The sequence below is a fragment of the Caulobacter sp. SSI4214 genome, from assembly GCF_012184455.1.
In the GTDB taxonomy this organism is placed as follows: domain Bacteria; phylum Pseudomonadota; class Alphaproteobacteria; order Caulobacterales; family Caulobacteraceae; genus Caulobacter; species Caulobacter vibrioides_E.
The window spans coordinates 17,633-31,825 of record NZ_SZWJ01000031.1 but is presented as its reverse complement, the minus strand read 5'-3'; the positions used below and the strand labels follow the sequence as shown (position 1 = coordinate 31,825).

The window sequence follows — 14,193 nt, the reverse complement described above, 5'->3', positions numbered from 1 at the left end:
GCTGAGAATCTTGGAAACCTTGAGAAATAAAATTGCCACATTTCAGTCAAAATTGGCTCTCGTTGTGGCGAAATGAGGCGATTTCCTGGTTCATGACGAAATGTAAAATGTATTGGTGGTTGAATATAGTCCAGATTGACTCGTCTAGACTCTGGATAATTTAAAGGAGTCGGTAATCGAGCGGTCGGATGCTTGGCGCGGGCAAAACGCCTCCCTGGCGCCAAAAAGACGCTGGGGTTCACCTTGAAAAGGAACCCTCGTAATGTCGCTGAACAGCATCAATACGAACACGGGCGCGATGATCGCCCTGCAAAATCTGAACGCCACGGCCGCGCAGCTGGCGCAAACTCAGAGCATCATCAGTACAGGCAAGAAGATCGCCAGCGCCAAGGACAACGGCGCGATCTGGGCGATGGCCACGACCCAGCAGGCGAACGCCGACAGTCTGAACTCGGTCAAGGACTCGCTGCAACGCGGTCAGTCCACGATCGATGTCGCCCTGGCGGCGGGGGACACCATCACCAACCTGCTCAGCCAGATGAAGGACAAGGCCCTGGCCGCGTCGGACACCTCGCTGAACACCGCCTCGTTCAACGCCCTGAAGTCCGACTTCGAGTCGCTGCGCGATCAGATCACCAAGGCCGCCACCAACGCCAAGTTCAACGGCGTCAGCGTCGTCGACGGCACGACCTCCAAGCTGACCTTCCTGGCCAACTCGGACGGCTCGGGCTTCACCGTCGACGCCAAGACCCTGTCGCTGGCGGGCCTGGGCCTGTCGGCCTCGACCACGATGACCGACGCGGCCTCGGCCAAGGCGATGATCACCACGATCAGCAACGCCCTGCAGACCGCCACGAACAAGCTGGCCTCGCTGGGCACCAGCTCGACCGGTCTCGACACGCACCTGACCTTCGTCGGCAAGCTGCAAGACAGCCTCGACGCCGGCGTCGGCAATCTGGTGGACGCCGACATGGCCACCGAGAGCGCCAAGCTGCAATCGCTGCAAACCAAGCAGCAACTGGGCGTCCAGGCGCTGTCGATCGCCAACCAGTCGTCCTCGTCGATCCTGAGCCTGTTCCGCGGCTAAGCCGCCTCATCAAAGCCAGGCCAGAAGGGAGCGGGTCCTAGGATCCGCTCCCTTTTCTTTTGGCCGTTCACACCTGGTCGCCGGTTCGGAGAAAAAAGCGCGTCCCTCGACACGCTCGGGACGAGGGATTTCGCGCGAGCCAAGCCCGCGGTCGCCCTCGCCTTAGCGCTTTCAAGAGAGGAGGCGGTCGCCGCGACGTCGCCGACGCTCAACCTCGACGCGGCCTCGCTTTCGGCGCTTGGGCCTGGCGCGGGTCGCGCTTTCGGAACCTCCAGGAGAGCGTTCGGGATACCGATCGCGCGGGGGTTTTGGCCGTTTTTGCCTACCCGCCAGACACTGAGTCCGCCTAGACTCTAAAGGCCTCGGCCGAACTTGCCTAGCTAGAGTCTCCGTCCGATTTTCACTAGGCAAAATGTGCCATTTTGAGACAAGCGAACTGGTTTTAGGGGCTCTGGGCGGGGCGTTTCCTGAGTCAACTATTAACGGAATGAGTTCGCGATATTGGCCGTGCGACATTGTGTCTTAAACGAAATGGAAATCTAGTTCGCGGATACCAGACGTTGGGCAAAATGCCCGCCGACGTCAAAACGACGTCGGGACACCTCGAATAGGAGTGTTTCGTCATGGCGCTAAACAGCATCAACACGAACAACAACGCGCTCATCGCGCTGCAAAACCTCAACGCGACCAGCGGCGAGCTGGCCACCGTCCAACAGCGCATCAGCACCGGTAAGAAGGTGGGCAGCGCCAAGGACAACGGCGCGATCTGGGCCACCGCCAAGAACCAACAGGCCACCGCCGACAGCCTGAACTCGGTGAAGGACTCGCTGCAACGCGGCCAGTCGACCATCGACGTCGCTCTGGCGGCCGGTGACACCATCACCAACCTGCTGGGTCAGATGAAGTCGAAGGCCCTGGCCGCTTCCGACACCTCGCTGAACACCGCCTCGTTCAACGCCCTCAAGGCCGACTTCGAGTCGCTGCGCGATCAGATCACCAAGGCCGCCACGAACTCCAAGTTCAACGGCGTCAGCGTCGCCGACGGCACGACCTCCAAGCTGACCTTCCTGGCCAACTCGGACGGTTCGGGCTTCACCGTCAACGCCCAGACCCTGTCGCTGGGCGGCATTGGCCTCAGCGCTTCGTCGACCTTCACCGACGCGGCCTCGGCCAAGACGATGATCACCACGATCAGCAACGCCCTGCAGACCGCGACCAACAAGCTGGCTTCGCTGGGCACGTCCTCGACCGGTCTCGACACCCACCTGTCCTTCGTCGGCAAGCTGCAAGACAGCCTGAACGCCGGTGTCGGCAACCTGGTGGACGCCGACCTGGCCAAGGAAAGCGCCAAGCTGCAATCGCTGCAAACCAAGCAACAGCTGGGCGTCCAGGCGCTGTCGATCGCCAACGCTTCCAGCTCCTCGATCCTGAGCCTGTTCCGCTAAGTCGAAACACTCTTCGATTCCTGGAAGGGCGGGTCCTGGACCCGCCCTTTTTTACGCGCTGTCCGCCGCGATTCGCTCCGCCGGCGCGGACTAGCGGGCCGGGCGACCGGCCTGGCCGCCGTGGCGGAAAGGATTATTTCTCCGCGACCGCGCCGTTGGATCGTCGGCGCTTGGGGGCGAGTCCGGCGAAGATTGTTAGCGCTGTCAAATAGATGCGCTCCGACCGGCGCTCCGGGACCGAAAAACCCGGAAGACCGCCCATTGGTCGTACAAAATGAAGCCTATGGATCGTCGTCGCGGCCTATGACAACGTTGTCCTGCGCGGCGCAGGACCGCGAACGACAAGAGTTGGGGAGTATGAACACCAGGACCCTCCGCGTCGCCGCTCTGTTGGCGTCCACCGTTCTGTCCGGCGCGGCCGCCGCGCAAAACGGTCCCGCGAGCACGGCTCATCCCGCCCTCTGGCCGGCGGCCAAGAGCCAGGGCCTGGTCGATCCGGCGACCGAAGCCTTCGTCACGGCGCTGATGTCCAGGCTGACCGTCGAGGAAAAGGTCGGCCAGGTCATCCAGGCCGACATCGCCCACATCAAGCCCGAGGACCTGCTCGTCTATCCCCTGGGCTCGATCCTGGCCGGGGGGAGTTCGCCGCCGCTGGGCGCGCCGGATCGCTCGCCCCAGAAGCCCTGGGTCGATACGGCCCGCGCCTTCCGCGAGGCGGCCGCGCGCCGGCCGGGCGGAACCCCCATTCCGCTGATGTTCGGCATCGACGCGGTGCATGGCGACAACAATGTCGTCGGGGCCGTGCTCTTTCCGCACAATATCGCGCTGGGCGCGGCGCATGATCCGGCGCTGATCCGCCGCATCGGCGCCGCCACGGCGCTGGAGACCTCCGCCGCCGGCTTCGACTGGGCGTTCGGACCGACCCTGGCCACGCCGCGCGACGACCGCTGGGGCCGCGCCTACGAGGGCTATTCGGAGGATCCCGAGATCGTCCGCGCCTATGCCGGCCAGATGATCCTGGGCATCCAGGGGGCGGTCGGTCCCTATACGGGCGGCAAGGACGGCGTCATCCAGCAGGGTCACGTGGCCGCCAGCGCCAAGCACTTCCTGGGCGACGGCGGCACGCGGGACGGCCACGACCAAGGCGACGCGCGAGTCTCGGAAGACGAACTGATCAAGATCCACGCCCAGGGCTATCCGCCGGCCATCAACGCGGGGACCCTGACGATCATGGCCTCGTTCTCCAGCTGGAACGGCCAGAAGATGCACGGCGCTAAGAGCCTGCTGACCGACGTGCTGAAGGGCCGCATGGGCTTCGACGGCTTCGTGGTCGGCGACTGGAACGGCCACGGCCAGGTTCCGGGCTGCAAGCCGACCGACTGCCCGGCCGCGCTGAACGCGGGCCTCGACATGTTCATGGCTCCCGACAGCTGGAAGGGGCTCTATGACAACACCCTGGCCGAGGTGAAGTCGGGCGTCATTCCGATGGCGCGCCTCGACGACGCGGTTCGCCGCATCCTGCGGGTCAAGGCCAAGCTGGGGCTGTTCCAGGCCGCGCGGCCCTATGAGGGGCGCGAGGGCGTGATCGGCGCGCCCGAACACCGCGCCTTGGCCCGCGAGGCGGTGCGCAAGTCGCTGGTCCTGCTGAAGAACGACGGCGTCCTGCCCGTGAAGAGCAGCGCCCACGTGCTGGTCGCCGGCTCGGGCGCCGACGACATCGGCAAGCAGTCGGGCGGCTGGACCCTGTCGTGGCAAGGCACGGGCAACACCAACGCCGACTTCCCCAACGCCGAGTCCATCTGGTCGGGCCTGAAGACGGCGATCGAGGCCGGCGGCGGCCACGCGACGCTATCGGTCGACGGCCAGTTCGACCAGACGCCGGACGTGGCCATCGTCGTCTTCGGTGAAAATCCGTATGCGGAAGGTGTCGGCGACCTGAAGACCTCGCTGGAATACCAGCCGGGCGCCAAGACCGACCTGGCCCTGCTCAAGAGCCTGAAGGCGCGGGGCGTGAAGGTGGTGTCGGTGTTCCTCGGCGGCCGTCCGCTGTGGGTCAATCCCGAGATCAACGCCTCCGACGCCTTCGTGGCCGCTTGGCTGCCCGGCTCGGAGGGCGGCGGGATCGCCGACGTGCTGATCGGCGACAAGGCGGGCAAGCCGCGCGCCGACTTCACCGGCAAGCTGTCGTTCAGCTGGCCCAAGCGCGCCGACCAGTTCCGCCTGAACCGGGGCGACAAGCCTTATGATCCGCTGTTCGCCTACGGCTATGGCCTGAGCTACGCCAAGCCGGGAGAGGTCGGAAGGCTGTCGGAGGTCTCCGGCGTCAAGGCGGTGTCCGACAACGTCGTCAGCTACTTCGTGGGCGGCAAGACGCCCGCGCCGTTCGCGTTCCAGATCGCGCCGACCACCTCGGTCCAGATCGCGCCGGTCGACGCCGGCGGCGTGCAGGAGGCGGGACGCCAGATCACCTTCGCCGGCGACGTTCCGGCCTCGCTGTCGATCGTCGGCGACAAGCCGCTGGACCTGTCGTTCCAGACCAATGCGGAGATGGCGCTGAGCTTCGACTACCGCGTGGACGTCCCGGCCTCGGCGCCGGTGACCCTGGCGATGGGCGCGGGACGCCTGGACGTCACCCCGCCGGCGGGCGCGCCGATCGGCCGGTGGTCCAGCCTCAAGATCCCGCTGAAGTGCTTCCAGGCCGCCGGGACCGACGTGACCAAGGTCGCCGCGCCGTTCGAGCTGGCCACCGCCGGGACCTTCAAGCTGTCGATCGCCGAGGTCCGACTGACGACCGACCCGGCCGGAGCGGTCTGCCCGGCCAGAGCGCGATAGCTTTCTCGGTTAACGCGCCTTAACCAGCAACCTCTTGATCCGTCGGACGATTTCCTTCTTCGGAAAGGAGGCGTCCGGTGGATTACGACGTGCGTCAGGCCTGGATCGAGCTATGGCTGGCGGTCTTCGGCGAGCCGCCGCCGATCGCGTCCGAGACCGATCTGACGGCGAAGATCCTGATCCAGCATCTGCCGACGCCGCCGCCCTACGAGGTCAAGTCCCGAACTGAGTGAACGGCACGCGGTCGAAGAACGCGCGCTCGGCGCCGCGCGGGTCGTCCTCCATTCGCGACACGGTGTCGAAGATCATGGTCTGGCGGCGGGGCAGGGCATAGGGCTCCCACCGGGGCAGGGCGCCGCCATTCGGATCGCCGGTCCGGGCGAAGGCGATGAAGGCGTCGCTCATCGTGTTCGACATGGCCACGGACTCCGGCCCCGTCCCGACGATCGAGCCCTTGGCGTCCAGCGTGCCGAACACCAGGCCGATGTCGATGGTGTGCGGCGCGCCGAAGATCCCGCCCTGGATCGGCGACTTCCAATTGACCTGATAGGCGTAGGCCGGGGCGCCGGCCCTGGCGCGCGCCTCGTCCTGGAGGATGGCCGCTTTCCACGAGCGCCCGGCCGTCGAGGCGGCGAAATAGACGTCCGCCGGCGAATAGCTCGGATAGGTCTCGCGGTAGAAGGCCACCACCGTCTCGGGATCGATGTCGATGCGGGCGTTGAACTGGGCCGGCAGGCGGGCGATCACCTCGTCCCAGGTCCTGGGGAAGGCCTTGGCGTCCCAGCCGATGAAGCCCTTGGTCTCGTCGTGGGTGTTGCCGCACATCATCGGCACGGACAGGCCCGTCGGGGCGGCGTCGGGGAAGAACGGGTGGCGGTCCAGGGCGCGCTCGTCCAGCACCGGACCCATATAGACCCCGCCCGAGCCGGCGATGGGGTCGATCGCCTTCAGGCCGTTCAGCATCTGGTCGGCGGGCAGGGCGCGCAGGGCGGCCAGGTCCTTGATCCCCAGCTTGTCGAGGAACGCCTTGGCGCGGCGGGTGGCGTTGAACGGGCCGCCGACCGTGACCTGCTGGCCGCTCATGGTGGCGGCGCGGTGGAAGAGGCCCTTGGCGGCGGGCATGGCCATCAGGGTGGCGATCTTGGCCCCGCCGCCCGACTGTCCGAACAGCATGACCCGGCCCGGATCGCCGCCGAACGCGGCGATGTTGTCGCGCACCCAGCGCAGGGCCAGGACCAGGTCCAGCTGGCCGACATTACCGCTGTCGGCCACCGAGGGATCGTCGAAGAGACGGGCCAGATAGAGATAGCCGAAGGCGTTCAGGCGGTGGTTGACCGTCACCACCACCACGTCGCCGCGCTTGGCGAGCTTGGTTCCCTCGTACCAGGGCGAGGCGCCCGAGCCGCCGTTATAGGCGCCGCCGTGGATGTAGACCATCACCGGCCGCTTGCCGCCGTCGGCGAGCCCGCTCTTGCCCGGCCCCTTTTTCTCGAGGACGGCGGGCGTCCAGACATTGAGGAACAGGCAGTCCTCGGACAGCGTCTCGCCATCCTCGCCCTTGCCCGGCTGCATCGCGGCGGGACCGTAGGCGAGGGCGTCCTTGACGTCGGTCCAGGGCTCGGGGGCGACCGGCGGCGAAAAGCGCCGCGCGCCGCCCATGTCGGCGCCGTACCGCAGGCCCTTGAAGACGCTGACCTCGCCGTCGCGATAGCCGCGCACCTTACCGTTCGTCGTCGCCACCACCGGCGAGCGCGCCTCGGCGGCGAAGCCGGCGCGCGGCAGGGCGGCATAGGCCGCCAGGGCGGCGGCGCCAGTGATCAGGGTGCGACGACGGGTGTCCAAGGTTTCCTCCGACGCTTGTCCGCGCGTCCTTGCGCCAACCGGTATCATGAATGACACCGGTGACAATCCCCCTGGCCACGTTGTTAGACCAATCCCCGCACCGCGTCCGCGTGGGCCTTGATGACCGCCAGGGTCGAGGCGTCCGTGTCGAACACGCCGTAAAGCCCTTGCTCCTCTTGCGGCGGATCGCCGACGAACGCGCGGTCGCCCTCGGCGAACCAGGCGTCGCGGTGCTGGGCGCGGCCCTCGCCGTTCCAGGCCCAGAAGTTGGTCCCGGCGACCGGCCCGCCGGCCCGCATGTCGGCCAGGGCCAGATCATACACCGCGCGGTAGAAACGGTCCTTGTCGGTCGTCGCCGAGCCGGGCGCGAAGGCGCGGCCGTCGCGGGCCAGGCCGAACTCCTCGATGACCAGCGGCTTGTTCAGGGCCTTGGCCAGGGCGATGTGGCGGGTGACGTAGTCGCGGCATCGCGCCTCGCCGGCGGCGTAGGTCGTCGGCTGGTTGCGGGCGTCGATCCAGCCCCAGTTGTTGGGCCACACATGCAGGGTGACGTAGTCGATCGTCGCGGGCCTGTGGGCCTCGACCATGCAGGCCTCGCGCTCAAGGCAGCCCACGGCCCCCTCGCTGCCGGTGCAGACCACGTGGCGCGGGTCTAGGGTCTTGATGATCGCCGAGGTGTCGGCGATCCAGCGGTAATAGGCGGGCAGGTTGGCCAGTCCGAACGCCTCGCTGCCGCCCGGGCGCGGCTCGTTGGCCAGCTGCCAAGCCATGATCGTCGGGTCGTCGCGATAGGCCTTACCGGTCACGCTGTTGCGACGGCCGACCAGGGCGCGCAGGTAGCGGCGAAACAGCGCGTTGGCCTTGGCGTCGCCATAGAAGCGGGCCGAATAGTCCGCATATTCCGGCCACGGATGGTTGGGGTCTCCCGCCTGGAACCAGGGGCCGTCGCCCGCCCAGTTCAGATAGGCCGGCATCCCGCCCGACCAGTCCCAGAAGTTGTTCAGATAGATCACCGCCTTCATGTCGCGAAGCGCCAGCTCGGCCAGCAGCGTGTCGAGGCCGCGCAGCAGCGCCTCGTCATAGACGCCGGGCGTCTCCTGCATCGTGGGCGCGACGGCGGCCTTGGCCGGCGAGCGCTCGCCCGCGCCCAGGACGCGCAGATTGGTGACGCCCAGGGCCTTCAGCCGATCCAGTTCCCGCGCCAGGCGCGCGCGGTCTCCGGAGGGGCCGTCCGAGCCCAGCCAGGCCCCGTACCAGAGGTTCGCGCCGACGAAGCGATACGGCTTGCCGTCGAGGCTCAGGCGACCATCCCGCACCGTGACGAAGCCCGGCGCCGGACGCGCCGCGCCGAGCGCGGGCAGCGCCGCGAGGCCGTGGAGCAACTGGCGGCGCGAGGCGGTCATTTCCTCGCCGCGTGGGCCACGGTCCAGTCGACGATCGTGCTCAGGGCGACGGGAGCCATGGTTTCCTCGATCGTTCCGTATTCGTCTGGCAGCCCTGTGCCGGCGGTCTGGAGCAGGTGGTTCAGGCCGGGAAGCTCACGTGTGGTGACGTCCCGATCGCCGGCCAGGGCGGTCTTGATCGCGGCCAGGTTGGCGGCGGCTGGAACCTGCAGGTCCTTCGAGCCTCCGATCGCCAGGACCGGAACCTTGATCTGTTTCAATGCGTCCGCGGGCCGGGTGTTGAGGGTGTAATGCCACCAGGGCGCCGCGAGGCTCAGAACCTGGGCCCGCGTTGGCGCGCCGACCGGCGCGCCTTGGCGGTCCAACACGGCGTTCAGGCGGACGCGGCCGTCGTCCTCGTTCCGGGCGTCGCGGGCGGCCTCGAACCAGGCGCGTTTGCTCTTCAGCATCGCTTCGACCGCCGTGGGCGGCGCGCCAGAGGCCTCGGCGATGGCGCGGTTCTGCGACAACAGCAGCTCCACCCCATCGACGCCGGGGGCGGCCATCAGCACCAGGAAGGCGATGCGGGGGTCCTGGGCCGCGACCAGGGGCGCGATCATGCCGCCCTCGCTGTGGCCGATCAGGCCGATGCGGGCCGGATCGATGTCCTGGCGGCCGCGCAGGAAGGCGACGCCCGCCGCGACGTCGGTGGCGAAGCTCGCCGAGGTCGCCTTGGCGATGTCGCCGGCTTCCGATCCGCCCGCGCCGCGATCATCGACGCGCAGCACCGCCACGCCGCGCCGTGTCAGGGCGTCGGCGATCAGCAGGAACGGCTTGTGATCGAAGACGGTCCCGTCGCGGTCCTGCGTGCCCGAGCCCGTGATCAGCAGAATGGCGGGGAAGGGGCCCGAGCCCCGCGGCAGGGTCAGGGTCCCGGCCAGTTTCAGGCCCGAGGCCGGATTGACGTAGGTGACGTCCTCGGCGCGATAGGGGAAGGGCGGCTTGGGCGTCTGCGGACGCTTCGGGGCCGGCGCGGCGGCCGGCGCCGTGCGGGTCATGGTCAGCGGCAAGTCGCCCTGGGTCCACACGCCCGTCAGGCTGTTGCCGTCGGCCGAGGCCGCCCCCTGAAATCCGGCGTGTATGGCTTGCAGCGTTACGCTGACCTTGCCGTCGACCACGGTCGCCGTCGCGGCCAGGCCCTGGGCGTGCTGGGCGGGGCTGTCGAACGTCGCGGTCCCGTCGGCCTTGATGTGGAAGACGAGCGGCAGCGCCGCGCCCGGCGCCTGAAGCGTCCCGTACCAGTCCCCGACGATAGGCTCGACTTGCGCCGCCGCGACGGCGGGCGCGAGGAGCGCGGCGGCGACAATGGCGCGCGGCAGGAAACGCATGGTTCGGAACTCCACCCTATGGCGGCGGGATGATGGCCACGACCGGAGCGTGTCGTCTAGAGCCTTATCCGCTCGAATGGAATCATTCGAGCGGAAAAATAAGGCTATAAATCAAACATTTAGAGCGTGATAACCGCCGAAACCGCTTACACTTTCGGCTATCACGCTCTAGCGTCTCTCCAACCCATGCCAGATCCGGGCGATGAAGACGCTGTCCGGATCGACCTCGTAGCGGATCACAGAGTTCGAGCCGCCGAACGGGACGACCAGTTCGCGGATGCCCTCGCCGATCGAGCGCCCCCGATCGGAGAAGTCGGCCAGGCTCTCGAGGTGATCTTGCAGGACTTCGATCAATCGCAGGGCGGCGTGCCGGTTCTTCTCGAACAGCCAGTCATGCAGGCGTTCGATATCGCGCCGGGCCGCCTCCGCGAGGTAAATCGGGCGTGCCAGGCGACTAGAGCATTTTCCGATAAGTGTGAAACGGTTATCGGATCGAAAATGCTCTAAACTTTTGATTTAGAGCCCTTTTTATCCGATCTGATTGGATCAATCAGATCGGAAAGGGCTCTAGCGTCGATGGCGGGCGAGAAGGCCGTCGCGCACATCCGGCCATGACGCGAACTGGCTCGTGCGCTTGGCGTGGTCGAGGATGGCGCGATCGATCGCGGGATCCGGATCGATCGAAGGCCGCGCGGCTTGGTCGATTTCGCGGTCGATGAGCAGGGCGGCGTAATCTTCCGCGGACATGTCGAGCTGATCCGCCAAAGCCTTCAGCTTGGCGGCGCGCTCAGCGCTGACATGGATATCGAAACCATCGGCCATGGACGAAAGGGTCTCGTCCATGGCCTTCGGAGTCAAATCACAGATTCAGCAGCGCCGGGTCGCCGCCCTGGGCGGTGATGTTGACGCTGACCGCGCGCTCCACGGCGAAGCGCAGCAGGGCGTGGGGGCCGCCGGCCTTGGGGCCGGTGCCCGACAGGCCCTCGCCGCCGAACGGCTGGACGCCGACGACCGCGCCGGTCATCGAGCGGTTGACGTAGGCGTTGCCGGCCGGAACCAGCCGCTGGACGTCGGCGGCGAAGCGCTCGATCCGCGAGTGGACGCCCAGGGTCAGGCCATAGCGCCGCGCCGCCAGGGCGCCGGCCACTTGCTCGAGGCGTTCGGGCTTGTAGCGGACGACGTGCAGGATCGGGCCGAACACCTCGCGCTCCAGGAAGTCGGCGCTGGGGATCTCGGCCAGGACCGGCGCGAAGAAGGTCCCGCCGGCCGGGGCGGCGAGGGCGTGCAGGATCTTGGCCTCCTTGGCCAGGCGCGCCTGGTGGGCGACCAGGGCCTCCTTGGCCTCGGCGTCGATGACGGGGCCAACATCCGTGACGGCCTTGGCCGGGTCGCCCAGCACCAGCGCGTCCATCGCGCCCTTCAGGCCGTCGATGATATGGTCGGCGGTGTCCTCGGGCAGGAACAGCAGGCGCAGGGCCGAGCAGCGCTGGCCGGCCGAGCCGAAGGCGCTGACGATCACGTCGTCGATCACCTGTTCGCGCTGGGCCGTGGTGTCGACGAACATGCCGTTCAGGCCGCCGGTCTCGGCGATGAACGGCACGATCGGGCCTTGGCGCGCGGCCAGGGTCTGGTTGATCCGCCATGCGGTGTCGGTGCCGCCGGTGAAGGCGACGCCGTCCAGGCTCTCGTGGGCGACCAGGGCCGCGCCGACGGTCTCGCCGCGACCCGGCAGCAGGGCCAGCAGGCGCGGGTCGAGCCCGGCGGCGTGATAGAGCTTCACGGCTTCCGAGGCGATCAGCGGCGTCTGCTCGGCGGGCTTGGCCAGCACGGCGTTGCCGGCGGCCAGGGCGGCGGCGATCTGGCCGGTGAAGATGGCCAGCGGGAAGTTCCAGGGGCTGATGCAGACGAAGACGCCGCGCCCGGCCAGGCGCAGGCTGTTGGTCTCGCCGACCGGGCCTTTCAGAACTTGGGCCTCGCCGAACTGGTCCTCGGCCAGCGTCGCGTAGTAGCGGCAGAAGTCGACCGCCTCGCGGACCTCGGCGATCCCATCGCTTAGCGTCTTGCCGGCCTCGCGGGCCAGGAGGGCGATCAGGCGGTCGATATTGGTCTCGAGCGCGTCGGCCATGGCGCGCAGCACCTGGGCGCGGGCGGGACCGCCGGCCTGGTCCCAGGCCGGTTGCGCGGCGCGGGCCAGGCGGAAGGCTTCGTCGATCTGCGGGGCCTGCGCCTCGGAGACCGCGCCGACCACCTTGCGGTCGTTTGCCGGGGCGATCACCGGCAGCGGCGCGCCGCCCGCCACGACCTTGCCGTCGATCAGCGGACCGGCCGACAGCGTCAGGGCGTCCAGGACGACGACCGAGGCTTCCAGGCGCGCGCGGTCGGCCCTGACCGACAGATCGAGGCCGGCGCTGTTGCGGCGGCGGGGGCCGTAGACCTCGATCGGCGTCGGGATCTTGGCGTGGCGATCGGGGTGGGCCTCGACCTCGTCGATCGGATCGACCACGACCTTTTCCACCGGCACCCGCTCGTCCAGCAGGGCGTGGACGAAGCTGGTGTTGGCGCCGTTCTCCAGCAGGCGGCGGACCAGATAGGGCAGCAGGTCCTCGTGGCCGCCGACGGGGGCGTAGGCGCGCAGGGTGACGCCGTCATAAAGCTCCTCGGCGGCCTGGTAGAGAGCCTCGCCCATGCCGTGCAGGCGCTGGTGCTCGATCTTGACGCCGGCGTTCTTGGCCATCCGCGCCACGGCCGCCAGGGTGTGGGCGTTGTGGGTGGCGAACTGGGCGTAGAGGTGCGGAGCGCCGTCGATCAGGGCCTTGGCGTTGACCAGGTACGACAGGTCGGTGGCCGGCTTGGTCGTGTAGACCGGATAGTCCGGACGGCCGGCGACCTGGGCGCGCTTGATCTCGCTGTCCCAATAGGCGCCCTTGACCAGGCGGACCATCAGCCGGCGGCCGGTCTCCTTGGAGAGGGCCGTCAGGCGGGCGATCACCTCGCCGCAGCGCTTCTGATAGGCCTGGACGGCCAGGCCCAGGCCTCGCCATTCGCCAAGCTCGGGCTCGCGGCACAGGCGGTCCAGCAGCTTCAGCGACAGGGCCAGGCGATCGGCTTCCTCGGCGTCGATCGTGAAGTTCAGATCGTGCTGGGCGGCGATCTTCGCCAGGCGCAGGGTGCGGGGATAGAGCTCCTCCCAGACGCGGTCCTCGTGCGTGGCCTCGTAGCGGGGGCACAGCGCCGAGAGCTTGACCGACACGCCGTGGCCGTTCTCCGGCCCCGCGCCCTTCGACAGCTTGCCGACGGTCTCGATCGCGTCGGCATAGGCCTTCTCGTAGCGCGCGGCGTCGGCGGCGGTGCGGGCGCCTTCGCCCAGCATGTCGAACGAGCACATGGTCGCCTCGTTCGCGGCGCGCTTGATCGCGGCCTCGATCGTCCGTCCCAGGACGAACTGTTCGCCCATGATGCGGATCGCCTGGCCGACGGCGGCGCGGATCACCGGCTCGCCGATGCGCCCGGCCAGCTTCTTGATGAAGCCGGGCAGGTCCTTCTGGGCCTCGGCGTCGGGCTCGACGATCTTGCCGGTCAGCATCAGGCCCCAGGTCGAGGCGTTGACGAACAGGCTGTCGGAGCCGCCGAGGTGCGAGGCCCAGTCGGCGGAGCCGATCTTCTCGGCGATCAGGCGGTCGCGCGTCTCGTCGTCGGGGGTGCGCAGCAGGGCCTCGGCCAGACACATCAGGGCCAGGCCCTCGCGGGTGCCCAGGCTGAACTCCTGCAGGAAGCTTTCGACCACGCCCTGCTTGCGGACGCTGCGGCGGGCGCCGCGGACCAGGGCCTCGGCCTCGGCCCGGACGGCCGCGCGGTCCTCGCTGGACAGGGGCTTCCTGGCCAGCAGGTCGGCGATCACCGCCGCTTCGTCGCGATACTTGCCGTCGTCCAGAGAGTCCCAGTCAGCCCAGTTGGTCATGGTTGGTCCCGTGATTAGAATATCATCGGTCTAACGTGACTTAAGCCAAAGGTGCTTCGTTTGTTGGCCTGTGGCGTCGGATGTTCTTCGGAAAAAGCGCCGGAAATCTTCGTTCGCTCCAACGCCGCGCCGGCGCGCGCGGCCGCGTTCGAGGTCGAGAATGCTTCGAAAAAGGGGAGGGAGGAAGGGGCGCGCGCTGGGGGAGGAGTAGTGCCGCGCCCCTTCCTCTCTAGCGCGACGCCCTTGAGGGGGAGAGGGG

10 protein-coding genes are annotated in these 14,193 nt (G+C 68.0%); 4 read left to right on the top strand and 6 right to left on the bottom strand.

Going from position 1 to position 14,193, the window contains the following annotated elements:
- Positions 1-262: 262 nt before the first annotated feature.
- The 4 genes from FCU40_RS11295 to FCU40_RS11280 all read left to right on the top strand — a co-directional run bounded on the left by FCU40_RS11295 (position 263) and on the right by FCU40_RS11280 (position 5,597).
- Positions 263-1,087: a flagellin gene (locus tag FCU40_RS11295; protein WP_168074986.1), complete on the top strand. Its 825-nt coding sequence runs from the start codon at positions 263-265 to the stop codon at positions 1,085-1,087.
- Positions 1,088-1,710: 623 nt separating this feature from the next.
- On the top strand, positions 1,711-2,532 hold the full coding sequence (locus FCU40_RS11290) for a flagellin (protein WP_004623125.1): 822 nt from the start codon (positions 1,711-1,713) through the stop codon (positions 2,530-2,532).
- A gap of 348 nt (positions 2,533-2,880) precedes the next feature.
- Positions 2,881-5,364, top strand: coding sequence for an exo 1,3/1,4-beta-D-glucan glucohydrolase (locus FCU40_RS11285; RefSeq protein ID WP_168074984.1), 2,484 nt, complete (start codon positions 2,881-2,883; stop codon positions 5,362-5,364).
- A gap of 77 nt (positions 5,365-5,441) precedes the next feature.
- Entirely contained in the window at positions 5,442-5,597 is a 156-nt protein-coding gene (locus tag FCU40_RS11280) for a hypothetical protein (protein WP_168074982.1), read from the top strand.
- On the opposite strand, the gene FCU40_RS11275 is transcribed toward FCU40_RS11280, so the two are convergent.
- The 6 genes from FCU40_RS11275 to putA form a co-directional block, all read right to left on the bottom strand.
- Positions 5,578-7,206: a carboxylesterase/lipase family protein gene (locus FCU40_RS11275; protein WP_168074980.1), complete on the bottom strand. Its 1,629-nt coding sequence runs from the start codon at positions 7,204-7,206 to the stop codon at positions 5,578-5,580. The two genes, FCU40_RS11280 and FCU40_RS11275, sit on opposite strands and share 20 nt — an antisense overlap.
- An 83-nt stretch (positions 7,207-7,289) precedes the next feature.
- Entirely contained in the window at positions 7,290-8,609 is a 1,320-nt protein-coding gene (locus FCU40_RS11270) for a mannanase (protein ID WP_168074978.1), read from the bottom strand.
- Complete coding sequence (locus FCU40_RS11265) at positions 8,606-9,976, bottom strand: alpha/beta hydrolase (RefSeq protein ID WP_168074976.1); 1,371 nt, start codon at positions 9,974-9,976, stop codon at positions 8,606-8,608. Before FCU40_RS11265 ends, FCU40_RS11270 begins: the two co-directional genes overlap by 4 nt.
- Positions 9,977-10,144: 168 nt before the next feature.
- The gene (locus tag FCU40_RS23315; RefSeq protein WP_275052049.1) at positions 10,145-10,414 is read right to left on the bottom strand and encodes a type II toxin-antitoxin system RelE/ParE family toxin; all 270 of its coding nucleotides are present in this window, start codon (positions 10,412-10,414) and stop codon (positions 10,145-10,147) included.
- Positions 10,415-10,543: 129 nt separating this feature from the next.
- Positions 10,544-10,819: a hypothetical protein gene (locus FCU40_RS11255; RefSeq protein ID WP_004623114.1), complete on the bottom strand. Its 276-nt coding sequence runs from the start codon at positions 10,817-10,819 to the stop codon at positions 10,544-10,546.
- Positions 10,820-10,835: 16 nt separating this feature from the next.
- Positions 10,836-13,934 (bottom strand): bifunctional proline dehydrogenase/L-glutamate gamma-semialdehyde dehydrogenase PutA, encoded by a 3,099-nt coding sequence (gene putA, locus FCU40_RS11250; RefSeq protein WP_168074967.1) that lies wholly within the window; start codon positions 13,932-13,934, stop codon positions 10,836-10,838.
- Between the last annotated feature and the right edge of the window lie 259 nt (positions 13,935-14,193).

Excerpts from the sequence above, each read along its gene's own strand:
- FCU40_RS11295 (WP_168074986.1), top strand. The coding sequence starts at position 263 with ATGTCGCTGAACAGCATCAATACGAACACGGGCGCGATGATCGCCCTG.
- putA (WP_168074967.1), bottom strand. The coding sequence starts at position 13,934 with ATGACCAACTGGGCTGACTGGGACTCTCTGGACGACGGCAAGTATCGC.
- FCU40_RS11265 (WP_168074976.1), bottom strand. The coding sequence starts at position 9,976 with ATGCGTTTCCTGCCGCGCGCCATTGTCGCCGCCGCGCTCCTCGCGCCC.
- FCU40_RS11290 (WP_004623125.1), top strand. The coding sequence starts at position 1,711 with ATGGCGCTAAACAGCATCAACACGAACAACAACGCGCTCATCGCGCTG.
- FCU40_RS11255 (WP_004623114.1), bottom strand. The coding sequence starts at position 10,819 with ATGGACGAGACCCTTTCGTCCATGGCCGATGGTTTCGATATCCATGTC.
- FCU40_RS11270 (WP_168074978.1), bottom strand. The coding sequence starts at position 8,609 with ATGACCGCCTCGCGCCGCCAGTTGCTCCACGGCCTCGCGGCGCTGCCC.